The following is a 16,439-nucleotide window of genomic DNA, read 5'->3' on the forward strand; positions in this document are numbered from 1 at the left end:
CCAGGCTCCCGGACCGCTCCCGGTCCGTCCACGGGCCCGCGAGCGGGCGTGCCCGACCACCACAACAGAGAGGTGCCTCAGCCGTGACCGCCTACACCACCGAGGGGCAGCCGTCCGCCGAGGAGGCACGGACGGCGCTGACCGCGCTGCGCGACGAGGTCGCCAAAGCCGTGGTCGGCCAGGAAGAGACGGTGACCGGCCTGGTCATCGCGCTGCTGTGCCGCGGCCACGTGCTGTTGGAGGGCGTTCCCGGCGTCGCCAAGACACTGCTGGTCCGGGCGGTGTCGGCGGCGCTGTCGCTGGACCACAAGCGCGTCCAGTTCACCCCCGACCTCATGCCCGGCGATGTCACCGGGTCGCTGGTCTATGACACCCGGACCTCCAACTTCGAGTTCCACGACGGGCCGATCTTCACCAACATCCTGCTCGCCGACGAGATCAACCGCACCCCGCCCAAGACCCAGGCCGCGCTGCTGGAGGCGATGGAGGAACGCCAGGTCACCGTCGAGGGGCGGCCGCGCCCGCTCCCCGACCCGTTCGTCGTGGCCGCGACTCAGAACCCGGTGGAGTACGAGGGCACCTACCCGTTGCCCGAGGCCCAGCTCGACCGCTTCCTGCTCAAGCTCATCGTCCCGCTCCCCCAGCGCGCGGAGGAGGTGGACATGCTGTCCCGGCACGCCGCCGGGTTCGACCCGGGCGACCTGGAGGTGGCGGGCGTGCGCGCCGTCGCAGGCGCGGCGGAGCTGCGGGCGGCGCGCGCGGCGGCTGCCGCGGTCCGGGTCGCCCCCGAGGTGCTCGGCTACATCGTGGACCTGTGCCGGGCCACCCGCGAATCGCCGTCGCTGCTGCTCGGCGCCTCCCCCCGGGGCGCGACCGCGCTGCTGCGCACCAGCCGGGCGTGGGCCTGGCTGTCCGGCCGCGACTACGTGACGCCCGACGACGTGAAGGCCCTGGCGAAGGCGACCCTGCGCCACCGTGTCGCGATGCGCGCCGAGGCCGAACTGGAGGGGGCGACCGTGGACGGTCTGCTCGACGGCGTTCTCGCCGCGGTCCCGGTCCCCCGCTGACCCCCGGATCGGCCCCGGGTCGGTGACGAGTTAAGGAAGACGACGGATGGCGATCACTGGACGGGCGGTCCTGCTCGCGTTCGCGGGCCTGCTGCTCGTGCTCATCGCGGGATCGGCCGGCACGTGGGTGCTGTGGGCCGCTCTCGCCCTTCCCGCGCTGGCGATCCTCGCCGACCTGCTGCTCGCCGCCAGCGCGCGGGCGGTGACGTTCGAGCGCGCCGGCGACACCTCCGTGCGCCTGGGCGAGACCGCGACGGTACGGCTCGTCGTCGCCAACCCCACCCGGCGCCGGATGCGCGCGCGGGTGCGCGACGCCTGGCCGCCCAGCGCGCAGGCCCGGCCGCGCGCCCATGACGTGGTGATCCCCGCGGGAGAACGCCGCCTGCTCGCCACCGAACTGACGCCGACGCGCCGTGGCGACCAGCAGGCGGCCGGGGTGACCGTGCGCAGTATCGGCCCGCTCGGCCTGGCCGCGCGGCAGTGCACCCACGCGGTCGCCTGGCAGGTGCGCGCGCTGCCGCCGTTCCACAGCCGGCGCCACCTGCCGGGCAAGCTGTCGCGCCTGCGCGAACTGGACGGTCAGCACCGCGCGCTGGTCCGGGGGCAGGGCAGCGAGTTCGACTCGCTGCGCGAGTACGTTCCGGGCGATGACGTCCGGTCCATCGACTGGCGGGCCACCGCCCGGCGTGACGCGGTCGTGGTACGCACCTGGCGTCCCGAACGCGACCGGCGCATCCTGCTGGTGCTGGACACCGGCCGGACCTCGGCCGGCCGGGTCGGTGACACCCCCCGGTTGGACCACTCGATGGACGCCGCGCTGCTGCTCGCCGCGCTCGCCGCGAAGGCCGGCGACCGGGTCGACCTGCTGGCCTATGACCGCCGGCCCCGCGCCAGGGTCACCGGCACGGGCCGCGGGACCATGGTGCCCGTCCTCGTCCAGGCCATGGCCACCCTCGAACCGGAGCTGGTGGAGGCCGACACGGCGGGGATGGTCGCCGAGATCCTGGGCCGTACGGGGTCGGGCCGGCGGCTCGTCGTGCTGTTCACCGACCTCAACGCCACCGCGCTGCACGAGGGCCTGCTGCCCCGGCTCCCCGCCCTGACCGCCCGCCACCTCGTGCTCGTCGCCGCGGTGAGCGACCCCCGGGTGGCCGAGATGGCCGAGGGGCGGGGGGACGCGCAGTCGGTCTACGCCGCCGCCGCGGCGGAGCGCACGCTGCTGGAGCGCCGTCACGTCACCGCGGAGCTGCGCCGGCGCGGTGTGGAGGTCGTCGACGCGCCGCCGGAGCGCATCGCCCCGGCGCTGGCCGACGCCTACCTGTCGCTGAAGGCCCAGGGACGGCTGTAGCGGCGGGACCGGCCCCGTCTCCCAGTGGTGGGACAGGGCCGGTGGGCGGCGGCGGTAGCCCTCACCGTGCCGGCCCACCGGCCGGCCTCGGCCGGCTCCGCCGACGCGGTCCCGCCTGTTCGGTGGAGGTGCCCCGGGCCGTGCCGGCCGTCGCCGGGACCGTCCGGGGCGGTGGCGGTCACGCGCCTACCGTGACCGCCCAGTGGTGGCCGTCGGGATCGGTGAAGTATCCGACGTGGTCCCCCCGGTCCGCGCCTCCACCGTGACGACCCGCCCGCCGGCGGGCTCCACGGCCTTGAGGAGGGTGATGGCGTCGAGTGAAAGCGCCATGCGGGTGGTTCCGAAGTCGGGGTGGGTGGTCTCGTCAGGCCCCTCGCGGGCTCTCTTTAGGCGAGCTGGTTGACGCGGACGAGGTTGCCGGCCGGATCGCGGAAGGCGCAGTCGCGGACCCCGTAGCCCTGGTCGATGGGTTCTTGGACCACGTCCACGCCGGCGGCCGTCAACCGTTCGAAGAGGCCGTCGAGGTCGTCGGTGGCCAGGGTGATCGCGGTGTAGGTGCCCTTCGCGATCAGCTCCAGGATGGTGCGGCGCTCGTCCTCGGTGACGCCGGGGTCGGCGGCCGGCGGGTGCAGCACGATGGAGGTCCCGGGCTGTCCGACCGGTCCGACGGTGATCCAGCGCATGTCCTCGTAGCCGACGTCCTTGCGGACCTCGAATCCGAGGATGTCGCGGTAGAAGGTCAGGGCGGCCTCGGCGTCGGTGTGCGGGAGGAAGGCGTGGTGAATGGTGATCTCCATGCCCCTCACGCTAGACGTGGCTACCGGACGCGCGCTTCTTGATTCCTGACCGGTCTGGTCACCTGCTTGGCCAGGCAGGGCGGGATGCCCGCCGCCGCCTGCGCGTGGTCGCGGCGGTAGACGCTCGGGGGCACGCCGACCAGCTCGGTGAACCTCGTGCTGAAGGTGCCCAGCGAGGACGAGCCCACCGCGAAGCAGACCTCGGTGACGCTGAGGTCCCCGCGGCGCAGCAGCGTCATCGCCCGCTCGATCCGCCGGGTCATCAGGTAGGAGTACGGCGACTCGCCGTAGATGCGGCGGAACTCCCTGCTCAGGTGGCCGACCGACATGTGCGCGCCGCGGGCCAGCGCCTCGACGTTCAAGGGTTTGGCGTACTCGCGGTCGATCCGGTCACGGACCCGCCGGATGACCGCGATGTCGCGCAACCGCTGTTCCTCAGCGCGCCGGTTAGCCATGGGGCCATCATCCCACGCCTCGTCCCGGCCCACCGGTCACGCGCCCGCCCGGAAGGATGCGGCGGGTCCCGGTCGCCGAGCCCGCGATTTTGGCGTCCTGGTCCACGTCGCGCGACGGTTCGGATCGGGCGGGCGCTCTCCCGCCTCCTCGGGGAGGGCGTCCGGTGATCAGGAATCAAGAAGCGCCGGCCGTCCCGACGGAACTAGCGTGGCGAACACGCACCACACCGGTGACGAGCGGCAGGAGGAGGACGACCATGGGCGTGGACACCGAGGGACAGAACGGTAAGAGGCCGGAGGGTTTCTCCGAGCAGGAGCGTGCCGCCATGAGGGAACGCGTGGCGGAGCTGAAGAGGGAGGCGGCCCGCGGACGTGGCGGCAGAGCCGCCGCTGGCGAACTCGACGTGCTGGCGAAGATCGCCGAGATGGAGCCGCCCGACCGCGCGGTGGCCGAACGTGTCCACGCCATCGTCACCGGCACCGCCCCGGAGCTGACGCCGAAACTGTGGTACGGGCAGCCGGCCTATGCCCGCAAGGGGAAGGTGGTCTGCTTCTTCCGTAGCGGCGGGGTCGACAAGGAGCGCTACTCGACATTCGGGTTCACCACCGAGGCGGGCCTCGACGACCCCAGCGGGCTGTGGCCGACCTCCTACGCCGTGACCGAACTGACCGAGAAGGCCGAGGAGACGATCGCCGCCCTCGTCGAACGCGCCGTGAGCCGAGTCCCGTGAGCCGGGCGCCCGCGGGGCCGCGCGACACTCCCCCGGGCGCCACCTCCACGGGCCGCTTCACGGGGACGGACGCCCGGGCACGGCGCTTCTCTCGGCGCATGAGCCCCGGCCCGGACGGCCTGCCCGCACTCCGGCCGGTTCCCGGACCGCTCACCGGCGGCCGGGCCGAAGACGGTGCGGCCGTGCGTGGCCCCCGCCCCCGGCCACCCCGTAGGTTCCGGCTCAGCCCGCGACCGGGGCCGCGGCGGGCGCGTCCTCGATGTCGCCGGTCTCGCCTTCCCGGACCGCGCGACGTCCCAGCGTGAAGACATAGGCGAGGAACAGTGCCTCGGCGACCACGCCGATGCCGATGCGCAGCCAGGTGATGTGCACCCAGCCGGTGACCAGGCCCTCGATCAGGCCCGAGACGAACAACACCACCACCAGGCCCAACGCCACCGCGATCGCCGGCCGCGCCTCCTCGCCCAGCGCCCGCAGCCGCGGCCTCGCCCCCGGTTCGATGATCGTCCAGCCCAGCTTGAGCCCGACCCCCGCCGCGACGAACACGGCGGTCAGCTCCAGCAGCCCGTGCGGCAGGATCAGGCCGAAGAACACGTCGCCCTTGCCGTGCGCGAACATCAACCCTCCGGCCACCCCGATGTTGGCCCCGTTGAGGGCCAGCACGTACAGGGTGGGCACGCACAGGAAGACGCCGAAGATGAGCGCCTGGGCGGCGGCCCAGGCGTTGTTCGTCCACACCCGGGCCGCGAACGAGGCGCCCGGATACTCGACGTAGTAGTTCTCAAAGTCGTTCTCGACGTAGGCGCGGATGTCCTCGGGGGTGCCGAGGAGCGCCCGCGCCTCGGGGTCCAGGGCGATCCAGGTGCCCAGGGCGAAGGAGAGCGCGAGCGTGCCCAGCGTCGCCCCGATCCACCACCAGCGCAGCCGGTAGACCACCGCGGGGAAGGTCCGGGTGAAGAAGCGGGCGACGTCCCGCCAGGCGGGGGCGTGCGCGCCGGTGACCGCCGAACGGGCCCGCGCGACCAGACCCGACAGCCGGCCGGTGAGCACCGGATCGTGCCCCGAGGAGCGGACCACCGACAGGTGCGTGGAGACCCGCTGGTACAGCTCGACGAGTTCGTCCACCTCGTCGCCGGACAACCGGCGCCTGCGGCGCACCAATTCGTCCAGTCGGTCCCAGTCGGGGCGGTGCGCGGCGGCGAAGACGTCGAGATCCACGTGTTCGACTCTACTGACCGTGGGGATGATCGGCATGCGGGGTGTTCCTCGCCGGTCCTGAATGGTCCGTTCCCCTGTCAGCTCCTGACAGACTGGGAAGAAGAGGGCAGCCGAGTGAAGCGGGAGAGGCACCGTGGCGTATCCAGGCGGTGGCGGCCACTACCAGCAGACCCACCTGGTCACCGGCGACGCGGTCGTGCTGGACCTGCGTCCGGCGGGATTCGCCACGCGGATGCTCGCGTTGCTGATCGACGTGCTCGTCCAGGTGGCGCTGTTGATCGCCCTGTCGGTCCTGACCGTGCTCGTCGGAAACGGCCTGGACGCCGCCGCCACCGCGTCCGTCCAGCTCGCGGTCGTGGTGCTGGTGCTCATCGGCTACCCCACCGCGTTCGAGACCCTCACCCGGGGCCGTTCGCTCGGCAAACTGTCGCTGGGGCTGCGGGTCGTGGGCACCGACGGTTCTCCCGAGCGATTCCGTCAGGCGCTGGCGCGGGCGCTGTGCGCGTTCGTCGAGATCTGGCTGCTCAGCGGTGTCCCCGCGCTCATCACCTCCCTGGTCAACCGTGACGGCCGGCGTATCGGGGACTTCCTGGCGGGCACGCTCGTGGTCGAGGAGCGTTCGGCGCGCGGGCACGAGGAGACGATCATGATGCCCCCCCACCTGGCGGAGTGGGCGAGCCACGCGGAACTGTCGGGCCTGTCCGCCGAGACCGCGGCGACGGCGCGTCAGTACGTGCTGCGTTACGGGGAGCTCACCGAGGAGGCGCGGCACGAGATGGGCGCGCGGATCGCCGCGGAGGTGGCCCGATCGGTCAGCCCGCCCCCGCCCTCCCACGCCGCCCCGCTGGACTTCCTCTCCGCGGTGCTGGCCGAGCGCCGCCGCCGCGAGGAGGAGCGGCTGGCCCGGCAGCGCCAGACCCCGCCCTACCCGGGATAGGGCTCCGCCCCCGTCGCCGGCCGGGCCGGTTCAGGGCCGCCAGGAGCCCAGGTACTCCTCCTGCTCGGGGGTCATCGTGTCGATCCGCACCCCCAGGGCGGCGAGCTCCAGCGCGGCGACCTCGGCGTCGATCTCGGCGGGGACCTCCAGCACCCCCGGCGCCAGTTCCGCGTGGTTGCGGGCGATCCAGGCGACGCTGAGCGCCTGCACGGCGAAGGACATGTCCATCACCGCGGCCGGGTGCCCCTCGGCCGCGCCGAGGTTGACCAGCCGCCCCTCGGCGAGCAGGACGACGCGCCGGCCGTCGGGGAGCACGTACTCGTCGGCGTGCTCGCGCACCCCCCGCCGCACCTCGACCGCCATCTCCTCCAACGCCACCAGGTCGATCTCGATGTCGAAGTGTCCCGCGTTGGCCAGCACCGCGCCGTCCTTGAGCACGGCCAGGTGCTCGGCGCGGATCACGTCGCGGTTGCCGGTCACGGTCACGAGCACGTCACCCGCGCGGGCCGCCTCGTCCATGGGCAGCACCGTGTAGCCCTGCATGACCGCGTCCAGGGCCTTGACCGGGTCGACCTCGGTGACGACGACGCGAGCCCCCATCCCCCGAGCCCGTTCGGCCAGGCCACGGCCGCAGAACCCGAACCCGGCGACGACCAGGGTGCGGCCCGCCAGTAGGGCGTTGGTGGCCCGCATGATGCCGTCCAGGGTCGACTGCCCGGTGCCGTAGCGGTTATCGAACATCCGCTTGGTGGCGGTGTCGTTCACCGCCACCATGGGCAGCCGCAGCGCCCCCTCGGCGCTCATGCGGCGAAGCCGCAGCACTCCCGTGGTGGTCTGCTCGCAACCGCCGACCGCCTCGGCGAGCAGTTCGGGACGTTCCAGGTGGACGATGTTGACCAGGTCGCACCCGTCGTCGAGGAGCAGGTGGGGCCGTTGTTCCAGGACCGTGACCAGGTTGCGGTCATAGGTGGCGGGGTCCATCGCCGAGCGCGCGTAGACCGACACCCCGTACTCGGCGACGAGCGCGGCGGCGGTGTCATCCTGGGTGGACAGCGGGTTGGAGGCGGCGAGGGCGACCTCGGCCCCGCCCGCCCGAAGCGCGCGGAGCAGGCCCGCGGTCTCGGCGGTCACGTGCATGCACGCGGCGATCCGCATCCCCTCCAGCGGACGTTCCCGCTCGAAGCGCTCCCGGATGCCCCGCAGCGCCGGCATGGATTTCTCGGCCCATTCCACGCGGCGGACCCCGGCCTGGGCCAGGCCGAGGTCCGCGATCTCGTGTGGTGGCAGCATCGAAGAGGATCGGGACGCTTTAGTAACGGTAGTGGTCTGACTTGTAGGGGCCGGCGATGTCCACACCGATGTAGGCGGCCTGCTCCTTGGTCAGCGTCGTCAGCTTGACGCCGAGCGCGTCCAGGTGCAGGCGCGCCACCTTCTCGTCGAGGATCTTGGGCAGCACGTACACCCCGATCGGGTACTCCGACGGCTTGGTGAACAGCTCGATCTGGGCGATCACCTGGTTGGTGAAGCTGTTGGACATCACGAAGCTCGGGTGGCCGGTGGCGTTGCCGAGGTTGAGCAGGCGCCCCTCGGACAGCACGATGATCGAGTGGCCGTTGGCGAAGCGCCACTCGTGCACCTGCGGCTTGATCTCGATCTTCTCGATGCCGGGGATGCGGGCGAGCCCGGCCATGTCGATCTCGTTGTCGAAGTGGCCGACGTTGCCGACGATGGCCTGGTGCTTCATGCGGGCCATGTGGTCGGCGGTGATGATGTTGAAGTTGCCCGTGGTGGTGATGAAGATGTCGGCGGTCTCGACGACGTCCTCCAGCACGGTCACCTGGTAGCCGTCCATCGCGGCCTGCAGCGCGTTGATCGGGTCGATCTCGGTGACGATGACGCGCGCGCCCTGGCCGCGCAGCGCCTCGGCCGCGCCCTTGCCGACGTCGCCGTAGCCGCAGACCACCGCGACCTTACCGCCGATGAGGACGTCGGTGCCGCGCATGATGCCGTCGGGCAGCGAGTGGCGGATGCCGTACTTGTTGTCGAACTTGCTCTTGGTGACCGAGTCGTTGACGTTGATCGCCGGGAAGAGCAGCTTGCCCTCGCGCTGCATCTCGTACAGGCGCAGGACACCGGTGGTGGTCTCCTCGGTGACGCCCTTGATGCGGGAGGCGATCGTGGTCCACTTCCGCGGGTCGGCGGCCAGGCTGCGCTGGAGCAGCCCGAGCACGATGGCGTACTCCTCGCTGTCGGCGGTGGAGGGGTCGGGGACCGCCCCGGCCTTCTCGAACTCCGCACCCTTGTGGACGAGCAGCGTCGCGTCACCGCCGTCGTCGAGGATCATGTTGGGCCCTTCACCGTCGGGCCAGGTGAGCGCCTGCTCGGTGCACCACCAGTACTCCTCCAGCGTCTCGCCCTTCCAGGCGAAGACGGGGACACCCTGGGGGTTGTCGGGGGTGCCGTTGGGGCCGACGACGACGGCCGCCGCGGCGTGGTCCTGGGTCGAGAAGATGTTGCAGCTCACCCAGCGGACCTCGGCGCCCAGGGCGACCAGGGTCTCGATCAGGACCGCGGTCTGCACGGTCATGTGCAGCGAGCCCATGATCTTGGCGCCCTTGAGGGGCTGGGAGGGGCCGTACTCGGCGCGGGTGGCCATCAGGCCGGGCATCTCGTGCTCGGCGAGGCGGATCTCCTTGCGGCCGAACTCGGCCAGGGAAAGGTCGGCGACCTTGAAGTCGAATGCCATGACGTCGATCTCCTCCTATGGGTGCGCCCTGAAGTCTAGGGCCGGAGACGGCGGGACGGACCGCACAGGGCGCAGAATTGACAATTGTTCGTTAGATTGCTCGCATGGAGCGTGACATTCCTATTTCGGCCGCCGCCGAACGCCTCGACCTGACCGCCCGGATGCTGCGCTACCGCGAGGCCCTGGGGCTGCTTCCGGTGACCAAGGAGCCGCCCACCGGACGGGGACACCGGCACCGCAGGTTCAGCGAGGCCGACCTGCGCACGATCGCCGCGGGCCTGGAACTGGAGCGCGGCTACGACATCACCCCGGCCGCGCTGGCGTTCGCGCTGCGCGTCCTGGCCGAACCCGCGACGATGGCGCGGGTCCGCTCCTACGGCGAACGGCTCGGCCGGCTCGCCCCTCCCCCGGCCCGCGCGCTCGACTTCGAGCAGCGCAAGGCGCAGCGGCTGCTCCGCGGCCAGGGGCGTTGAGGCCCGAGGCCGGCCCCTGCCACGCCGGGAGCGCGGCCGGCGGAGCATGACCTCGGCGTCCCCGGTTCCCTCCCGGGTCGATCCTCCGCCGTCCCACCGCGAACGGACGGCCCCTAGGCTCCGGCTCCGCGACGGGACGCCCGCCGACCGGGCGTGCGCGCGGGCGCGTCCTCAGGCCGAGCGCGGTCCGCGGACACGGCGCGCCCGGGGTGGAGGGCCGCCGAAGCAGGACGGTCCGCGATTCCCGTTCCGGATCTCCCACGGCTCGCTCGCCCGCTCGAAGCCCGCCCGGCCGAGCGAGCCCCGGGGGCGTCCCTCCCCCGGCCCGCGCAGTCCCAGCGCGGCCCGGTGTGGCGGACACCCCGGCGGGAGCGGGCCGCCCCCGGGACGGGCGGCCGGGAGCCAGGTGGGCGCCGGCCCGCCCTCCCCGCCCCGCGCGTTCACCAGCCGGTGGCACGCTCGATCTCGGCCCCCAGGGCCGGGGCCAGGGTACGGGCGAAGGTCGCGGTGAAGTGGGCGTTGTCCCAATAGACGAGGACGTTGCCGATGACCGCGGGACATCTGCCCTCGACGCACAGGTGGTCGGTCAGGTCGACGAAGGACACGTTGCCGGACACCCCCTCCAGGTCCTGTAGGGGCGAGACCGGCGCCAGGGAGGGCTCCGCGGTGCCGACGCACGTGTCGGCCCCCCGCTCGGCGACGCACTCGGGCGCCGCGAAGTCCAGGCGCGGGGTGTCGCGGACCGCGACCACGTCGATCCCCAGCTCCCCCAGCTCCGCCCAGCGTTGCAGGTACCCGTCCACCACGCTCTCCCCGGCATAGCCCGACGCGGGGTCGATGCTGCTGGTGGTGGCGGTGGTGAAGACCACGTCGGGGCGCAGCTCGGCCAGTTCGGCCACGACGTTGTCGTTCCACCGCGCGCAGGAGGTGTAGTCCTCCCCCTTGTAGCGCTGCGGCGCGGGGGTGAACAGGCAGGCGCCCTTGGTGATGTTGACGACCCGCCACCCCTTCTCCTCGGCGACGACCTCCAGCGCGGGCAGCCAGTGGGCCGCGTGGGAGCCCCCCACCAGCGCGATCGTGCGCTCCGCCCCCTGCTCCCCGAACTCGCAGGTCAGGGCCTCGCTGCCGGCGATGCCCTGGTTGCAGCCGAGCGCGTAGCTGGCCGGGAGGTCGTCGGCGGCGTCGACCGGGGCGGGATGGACCGGGACGTCGGGCAACCGCTCGTCCAGGACCCCGTCGGCGAGCACCGCCGCCCCCGGGTAGTTGGCCGGGTCGGCGGCGAGCACCTCGGCCTGGTGCCGCTGCACGGTGAGATGGGCCGACCAGGCGCCGGCGGCCAGGGTCACCGGGAGCAGGCAGGCGAGGGCCACCGCAAGAGTCCGCGCCGGCGTGGCCCGCGGCCCGATGACCTTCCCTATCCCGCCCTCCACGAGCCACTTCGTGGCGACGGCGAGCGCGAACGACAGCGCCAGCACCTGGAACCCGCCGGTCAGACTCGCCTGGGACCTGCCGGTCACCGTCAGGTAGCAGACCAGCACCGGCCAGTGCCACAGGTACAGCGCGTAGGAGATGTCACCGATGTAGTGCAGCGGGCGCAGGGCCAGCAACCGGTCGGCACCGAAGCGGCTCCCCGTCGTCCCCGCCATGATCACCAACGCCGCGGCGCCGGTCGGCCACAGCGCGACGTAGCCGGGGAACATCGTCGAGACCTGGAGCAGCATCCCGCACGCCACCAGGCCCACCAGTCCGACCCAGCCCATCACGACCCGCAGCCGGCCGGGGATGCGCAGCCGGGGCAGCACGATCGCGAGGACGCCGCCGAGGGCGAGCTCCCACAGGCGCGCCCCCGTGTCGAAGTAGGCCCAGCGCTGGTTCGTCTCGGTGACGACCACCGAGTAGGCGAAGGAGACCACGAACACGGCCGCGACGAGGACCAGCAGCACCCGGCGCACACCGGCCCCCCGGCGCACACCGGCCCCCCGGCGCCGGGCGACCAGCAGGGCGACCGCGACCAGCACCGGCCACACCAGGTAGAACTGCCCCTGGATGGCCAGGGACCAGAAATGCTGCGCCGGGCTCACCGCGTCCCCGCGCGACAGGTAGTCCACGGCGTTGAACGCCAGGTACCAGTTCTCGTAGTACAGGGCCGACGCCACGACCTCGGCGATCGTGTCACGCCACCGGTCCTGCGGGAGGAGGAGCGCGGTCGCGGCGAGCACGCCGGCCAGGACCACCGCCGCGGCGGGGAACAACCTCCCCGTCAGGCGGGTCCAGAAGGCGGCGAATCCCACCCGCCCGTCCCGTTCGACGGCGCGCAGCAGAGACCCGGTGATGAGGAACCCGGTGAGCAGCAGGAAGACGTCCACGCCTCCGGAGACCCGGCCGAACCAGATGTGGTAGACCGCCACGAGCACCACGGCGACGGCGCGCAGCCCCTGGATCTCGGGGCGGCGCCCGCCCCGCCCCGTCCGCGCGGTGCCACGCTCCGCCACCGCCGTGCCGGTCTCGGGGGGAACGGCGACAGGGGAGGAGAGGACACGCACGGCCGGACACCGCCTCGGTGAGGGAGGGAGAAAACGATCACGGCGCGCGGGCCTCCCCCGTGACACGGGTCCGGGCCTCCGGCGCGCCGGGCCATCCTCGCGCACCCCTGTTACAGGCCGGGGCGGAGCACGCCAACCACAGATGAACCCGTGGTCACCACACGATGACCGGAACCGGCAGATGACCCTCGGACACGGCGGGCCAGGTTTCCGCGGCTGCGGCCGTGGTTACGGTGACACTCGTGAATACGCGACGTGGCCATGACCTCGCCCCGACCCGCTTCCCCGACGGCGTCCGCAGGCGCCTCATCTCCCTGGACCGGCTCCGCGAGGTGTGGGCCGACCACCAGGCCCGCCGCCCCGACCACCAATGGGCCGGGGAGCGGCGACGATTCTTCCGCAGGCACGTCCTCGAACTACGCACCCTCGCCGGGCAGGCCGAGGTCGCCGCGGCCGACGCGGCGCGGTTGGCGGCCCTCGGCTGGGACTCCGCCGACATCGCAGACGACCTGCGCGACCGGTTGCGCGCCGACGAGGAGGCGCTGGTGTCCATGGCCGAGGAGTGTCGGTCCGGCCAGCCCCTGACCCCCGGCTACCTGGACGGCCTGGCCCGCAAGCTCCCCGGTTCCGACGGCCCGGACGCGCCGTTCGAACACACCGGTGAGGATCTCGCCGAGGCGGCCGCGGTCGAGACCCACCCCCTCATCCGCGCCGCCCACCTCCAGCTCGGCTGCGACCGGGCGCTCCGCGCCTCTTCGGCCCCGCGTCCCCGGGCCCTGGGCCCCTTCCCCTGGGCGGTGGCCTCCCTCTCCCTCATCCGCTCCCACTATCCGCCCCTGGTCATGGACCACCGGTTGGCCTCCCTCCACGAAGAGGTGCTGTCCCGGCCCAGCGAGGAGGAGCGGCTGGCCGGCCTGGTCGAGCTGTTCGCGGACCTGGAGACGGCGGCGCTGCGCGGGGAGCTGAGCTGGACGGCGCGCGCCTCCTCGCGTCCGCCGGCCAACACCGCCCCCCTGGCGATCTCCCTGCACCGGCGCCTGCTGGAGCACCTGCGCGCCGCCTCGGCCTCGCTGCGTCTCGTCGCCCGCGAGATCGACCCCGACGCGCGGGTGACCGTGGACGCGGGAGACGTGTGCGACGACGAACGCTACCGGGAGCGGTTGGACGCCGCCGCCGAGCGGGCGATGTTCACCCGCGGCCCCGGTTGCTGGTGGGCGTCGCTGGAGGTCCGGGTGGACGAGGGGGAACTGCGCCTGCTCATCGCGGTCCAAGACGTCGGCGCCCCGGCCACCGGTGTGCTCGCCGTCACCGCGGACGGCCGTCTGGTGTCCGAGCGGGGCGAGCGCGACGCCCTCGACCTCGCTTCGACCGACTGTGTCACCCTGATCCCCACCGACAGCGCCGGAGAGCGCTGGCCCGACGTGGAGCGATTCGCCGACGACGTGGTGTCGCGCGCTGTCGGCGCGTTGATGACCGCGGTCCGCTGAGCCCCGGGGCGGGTCAGGTGGCCAAGGCCGTCAGAACCAGCAACAGCAGCAGGATGATGATCGTGATGAGCACCGCGGGGATGACCCACCCCTGCGACAGCACGGGATCCTCGCTACGCGACTGTCCCGTGTAGGCGGGCTCGCGTGGGACGTTGGGCTGCGGGATGGGAGCGCCGGGGTAGGGCGTGGAGGGGCCGGTCATCGGCGGTCGTCCCATCCCCGGATGGCCGCCGGTGGGCGGCATCTGGGACATGTGGGGGGCGTATCCCCCCTGCTGGGGGCCTGTCGCCGGGTGACCGCCGTGCGGCGTCCGGTAGGCGTTCGGATAGGGCGTCTGGGGGCCGCTGTGCGACAGCGGGGTGTAGGCCGGGGGCTGCGGCTGCCCGCCGGTGGGGGAGCCCGCGATCCGCGCCCCCTCGGCCATGGCCTCGGCCGGGGACGGCGCGTCGCCCTCGTCGTGGCCCAACAGCCGCATCAGGAGCTTCTGCGCCGTGGGCCGCTGCTCGGGGTCCTTGTTGAGGCAGTCCTCGATGATGGGCCGCAGCGGCCCGGTGATGCCGTCGATGTCGGGCGGCGCGCTGACCACGCGGTGCACGACCGCGGGGACGCTGTCGGCGCCGAAGGGGGCGTTGCCGGTCGAGGCGAACGCCATGACACAGCCCCAGGCGAAGATGTCGACCTTGTCGGTGATTCCGGTGCCGGCGATCTGCTCGGGGGCCATGTAGGAGGGGGTGCCGACGATGGAGTTGGTCATCGTCGCGGTGCCGTCGACGACACGGGCGATGCCGAAGTCGATGACGCGCGGCCCGTCGGGCCCCAGCAGCACGTTGCCCGGCTTGAAGTCGCGGTGCACGATGCCGGCCTGGTGGATGGCGACGAGGGCGGTGGCGGTGGAGACGGCGAGCCGCTGGAGCGCGGCGCCCTTGCGCGGCCCCTCCTTGGCGACCGCCTCCTGCAGGGAGGGGCCGGGGACGTACTCGCTGACGACGTAGGGCGGGTCGTCGTCGAGGTTGGCCTCGTGGATGGCGGCCGTGCAGAAGGAGGCGACCTTCTGGGCGGCGCGCACCTCCTTCTCGAACCTCCGACGCAGTTCGCCGTCCTGGGCCCACTGGTCGTTGAGCACCTTGATGGCGTACTCGTCGCCCTCGGGGTCGCGGCCGAGGTAGACGACGCCCTGGCCTCCCCGCCCCAGACGTCCGACGACGCTGTAGCGGCCGAACGCGGTGGGATCGTTCGGCAACAGCGATCCGGAACCGGGCATCAAGCTCCTCCAGGGGGTCGTGGGGGCGCTAGCGCACGACCAGAGTATTTGCTAACGGATCAGCGCCATACGCCACAGCAAGATACACAGTGGCGTAATCGGTTAGAGCGATCAAACCGGCCAGACGTTCCATGGGGTGTCCCTCGGGAACCTCGATCCCACTTACGGGGGTCCCCCGCTCGTGCGCCGCTCGCTCGACGGCGGCGAGTTCCGCCGCCGCCTCGGGGAGCCCGTCCTCCTCGTCACGCAGGACGACCAGGCGCATCCGGACCCGGCCGTCCTCGACCGGGTCGTCGAAGATGCTGCGCGGTCCCGTGGCGCCGAAAGGCCCCTCCAGGAGAGGGTACCGGTCCCGGGCGAGCCCCGGCGGGGCGCCGGTGAGCGCCGGATAGCCCGCGGTTCCGGCGAGACGGTCGGCGAAGGCGCGGGCGGCGAGGTCGGCGATCGGGGAGGCACCGCACACCAGGGGAAGGGTCCCGGCCACGTCGAGGGCGAGGGTCTTCGCCGGATTCTCGAACGTCTCCACCGTCGGCCCGCACCGCCGGGCCGTCTCCTCCAACCGGTCGGCGGTCGCCTCGTAGACGGTCTCGGGCAGCCCCGCGGCTCCGAGGTGGCCGGCCGCGACCAGCAGCGGCACGAGCAGCGACCACAGCATGGTGCGGGGCTCCCCCGCCAACGGGAGCGCCACGTGGGGGGCGCGCGCCCGTTCGGCGAGGTCGGCGAGGGGCCCGTCGGGGAGGCCGACGGCGAGGAAGCGGCAGCCGCGCCGCACCGCCTCGGCCGCGATCCGGACGGTCGCGGCGGCCTCGTGTCCGCTTGTGGCCGCGACCGCGACCACGAGGTCGTGGCCGCCCACCCAGCCGGGCAGCCGGTGGCCCCGCACCGAGGAGATGGGGACCGGGCAGCCGTTGCCGAGGACCGCGGCCAGCACCTCGCCGGCCTGCGCGGCGACACCGCCGCCGGCGACGACGATGGAACGCGGACGCCCCTCGGAGGCGAGCCGGTGCAGGCCGGCCTCGACGGCCGCCGTGTGCGCCGCGCGCACCTGCGCGGCGGCCGAGGCGAACTGGCGCAGCAGGCCACCGGGATCCAGTCCGGGGTCCTCGGCGAGCGCGTCGAGACGGTACTCGTCGAATTCCGTTGGCACGTGACCTCCCTGTGCGCCCGGCGGCCCCGCCACCGAGGGGCGGGGACACGCGCTAACCGATGCGGCGCGCCTCGTCGACGAGCAGCACCGGAATCCCGTCCCGGATGGGGTAGGCCAGTCCGCTCTCGTCGCAGACGAGCTCACCGGCCTCCTCGTCGAGACGCAGCGGGGCCTTGCTTTCCGGACAGGCCAGGATCTCCAGCAGCCAGTCGTCGATTTTCGCGGTCAT

General features: G+C 72.9%; 15 protein-coding genes. 6 read left to right on the forward strand and 9 right to left on the reverse strand.

All coding sequences use genetic code 11. The annotated features are described in order from the left end of the window. The first annotated feature begins 83 nt into the window (after nt 1-83). Nucleotides 84-1,067, forward strand: a complete 984-nt coding sequence (locus ACYVHU_RS10090) for an AAA family ATPase (protein WP_078761602.1) — start codon at nt 84-86, stop codon at nt 1,065-1,067. Between the two features lie 46 nt (nt 1,068-1,113). Continuing rightward, on the forward strand, nt 1,114-2,415 hold the full coding sequence (locus ACYVHU_RS10095; RefSeq protein WP_432936875.1) for a DUF58 domain-containing protein: 1,302 nt from the start codon (nt 1,114-1,116) through the stop codon (nt 2,413-2,415). A 386-nt stretch (nt 2,416-2,801) separates the two neighbouring features. Here the strand turns inward: ACYVHU_RS10095 and ACYVHU_RS10100 are convergent, their stop codons facing one another. Together ACYVHU_RS10100 and ACYVHU_RS10105 are read right to left on the reverse strand one after the other, a co-directional pair. Beyond that, nucleotides 2,802-3,212, reverse strand: coding sequence for a VOC family protein (locus tag ACYVHU_RS10100; protein WP_078761605.1), 411 nt, complete (start codon nt 3,210-3,212; stop codon nt 2,802-2,804). 20 nt (nt 3,213-3,232) lie between these two features. Then, nucleotides 3,233-3,667, reverse strand: a complete 435-nt coding sequence (locus tag ACYVHU_RS10105) for a helix-turn-helix transcriptional regulator (RefSeq protein WP_078761721.1) — start codon at nt 3,665-3,667, stop codon at nt 3,233-3,235. Nucleotides 3,668-3,924: 257 nt separating this feature from the next. Here ACYVHU_RS10105 and ACYVHU_RS10110 point away from each other — a divergent pair, with 257 nt between their 5' ends. After that, a complete protein-coding gene (locus ACYVHU_RS10110; RefSeq protein ID WP_498948184.1) occupies nt 3,925-4,398 on the forward strand; it encodes a DUF1801 domain-containing protein in 474 nt (157 codons plus the stop codon). A 222-nt stretch (nt 4,399-4,620) separates the two neighbouring features. Here the strand turns inward: ACYVHU_RS10110 and ACYVHU_RS10115 are convergent, their stop codons facing one another. Then, nucleotides 4,621-5,616 (reverse strand): stage II sporulation protein M, encoded by a 996-nt coding sequence (locus ACYVHU_RS10115; RefSeq protein ID WP_498948220.1) that lies wholly within the window; start codon nt 5,614-5,616, stop codon nt 4,621-4,623. A gap of 133 nt (nt 5,617-5,749) precedes the next feature. Between ACYVHU_RS10115 and ACYVHU_RS10120 the strand changes: the two genes are divergently transcribed. Continuing rightward, a complete protein-coding gene (locus tag ACYVHU_RS10120) occupies nt 5,750-6,553 on the forward strand; it encodes an RDD family protein (RefSeq protein ID WP_498948185.1) in 804 nt (267 codons plus the stop codon). 30 nt (nt 6,554-6,583) lie between these two features. On the opposite strand, the gene ACYVHU_RS10125 is transcribed toward ACYVHU_RS10120, so the two are convergent. Beyond that, on the reverse strand, nt 6,584-7,843 hold the full coding sequence (locus ACYVHU_RS10125; RefSeq protein WP_498948186.1) for an adenosylhomocysteinase family protein: 1,260 nt from the start codon (nt 7,841-7,843) through the stop codon (nt 6,584-6,586). 19 nt (nt 7,844-7,862) lie between these two features. Continuing rightward, entirely contained in the window at nt 7,863-9,299 is a 1,437-nt protein-coding gene (gene ahcY, locus ACYVHU_RS10130; protein ID WP_498948187.1) for an adenosylhomocysteinase, read from the reverse strand. Between the two features lie 104 nt (nt 9,300-9,403). On the opposite strand from ahcY, the gene ACYVHU_RS10135 reads away from it, so the two are divergent. Then, nucleotides 9,404-9,772, forward strand: coding sequence for a MerR family transcriptional regulator (locus tag ACYVHU_RS10135; RefSeq protein WP_498948188.1), 369 nt, complete (start codon nt 9,404-9,406; stop codon nt 9,770-9,772). Nucleotides 9,773-10,212: 440 nt separating this feature from the next. On the opposite strand, the gene ACYVHU_RS10140 is transcribed toward ACYVHU_RS10135, so the two are convergent. Then, the gene (locus tag ACYVHU_RS10140) at nt 10,213-12,315 is read right to left on the reverse strand and encodes an acyltransferase family protein (RefSeq protein WP_498948189.1); all 2,103 of its coding nucleotides are present in this window, start codon (nt 12,313-12,315) and stop codon (nt 10,213-10,215) included. Nucleotides 12,316-12,557: 242 nt separating this feature from the next. Here ACYVHU_RS10140 and ACYVHU_RS10145 point away from each other — a divergent pair, with 242 nt between their 5' ends. After that, nucleotides 12,558-13,802, forward strand: coding sequence for a hypothetical protein (locus ACYVHU_RS10145; protein WP_498948190.1), 1,245 nt, complete (start codon nt 12,558-12,560; stop codon nt 13,800-13,802). Between the two features lie 13 nt (nt 13,803-13,815). Here ACYVHU_RS10145 and ACYVHU_RS10150 read toward each other — a convergent pair whose 3' ends face one another. The 3 genes from ACYVHU_RS10150 to ACYVHU_RS10160 are packed head-to-tail and all read right to left on the reverse strand — an operon-like array spanning nt 13,816 to nt 16,439. Then, on the reverse strand, nt 13,816-15,063 hold the full coding sequence (locus tag ACYVHU_RS10150) for a serine/threonine-protein kinase (protein ID WP_498948191.1): 1,248 nt from the start codon (nt 15,061-15,063) through the stop codon (nt 13,816-13,818). A 28-nt stretch (nt 15,064-15,091) separates the two neighbouring features. Then, complete coding sequence (locus ACYVHU_RS10155; RefSeq protein WP_498948192.1) at nt 15,092-16,210, reverse strand: SIS domain-containing protein; 1,119 nt, start codon at nt 16,208-16,210, stop codon at nt 15,092-15,094. A 52-nt stretch (nt 16,211-16,262) separates the two neighbouring features. Further along, nucleotides 16,263-16,439: a Trm112 family protein gene (locus ACYVHU_RS10160; RefSeq protein WP_078761615.1), complete on the reverse strand. Its 177-nt coding sequence runs from the start codon at nt 16,437-16,439 to the stop codon at nt 16,263-16,265.

This window comes from Marinactinospora endophytica, from assembly GCF_054780875.1.

What these genes read in the sequence shown, in the direction of transcription:
- ACYVHU_RS10095 (WP_432936875.1), top strand. Translation starts at nt 1,114, where the DNA reads ATGGCGATCACTGGACGGGCGGTCCTGCTCGCGTTCGCGGGCCTGCTG.
- ACYVHU_RS10100 (WP_078761605.1), bottom strand. Translation starts at nt 3,212, where the DNA reads ATGGAGATCACCATTCACCACGCCTTCCTCCCGCACACCGACGCCGAG.
- ACYVHU_RS10105 (WP_078761721.1), bottom strand. Translation starts at nt 3,667, where the DNA reads ATGGCTAACCGGCGCGCTGAGGAACAGCGGTTGCGCGACATCGCGGTC.
- ACYVHU_RS10110 (WP_498948184.1), top strand. Translation starts at nt 3,925, where the DNA reads ATGGGCGTGGACACCGAGGGACAGAACGGTAAGAGGCCGGAGGGTTTC.
- ACYVHU_RS10125 (WP_498948186.1), bottom strand. Translation starts at nt 7,843, where the DNA reads ATGCTGCCACCACACGAGATCGCGGACCTCGGCCTGGCCCAGGCCGGG.
- ahcY (WP_498948187.1), bottom strand. Translation starts at nt 9,299, where the DNA reads ATGGCATTCGACTTCAAGGTCGCCGACCTTTCCCTGGCCGAGTTCGGC.
- ACYVHU_RS10135 (WP_498948188.1), top strand. Translation starts at nt 9,404, where the DNA reads ATGGAGCGTGACATTCCTATTTCGGCCGCCGCCGAACGCCTCGACCTG.
- ACYVHU_RS10150 (WP_498948191.1), bottom strand. Translation starts at nt 15,063, where the DNA reads ATGCCCGGTTCCGGATCGCTGTTGCCGAACGATCCCACCGCGTTCGGC.
- ACYVHU_RS10160 (WP_078761615.1), bottom strand. Translation starts at nt 16,439, where the DNA reads ATGACCGCGAAAATCGACGACTGGCTGCTGGAGATCCTGGCCTGTCCG.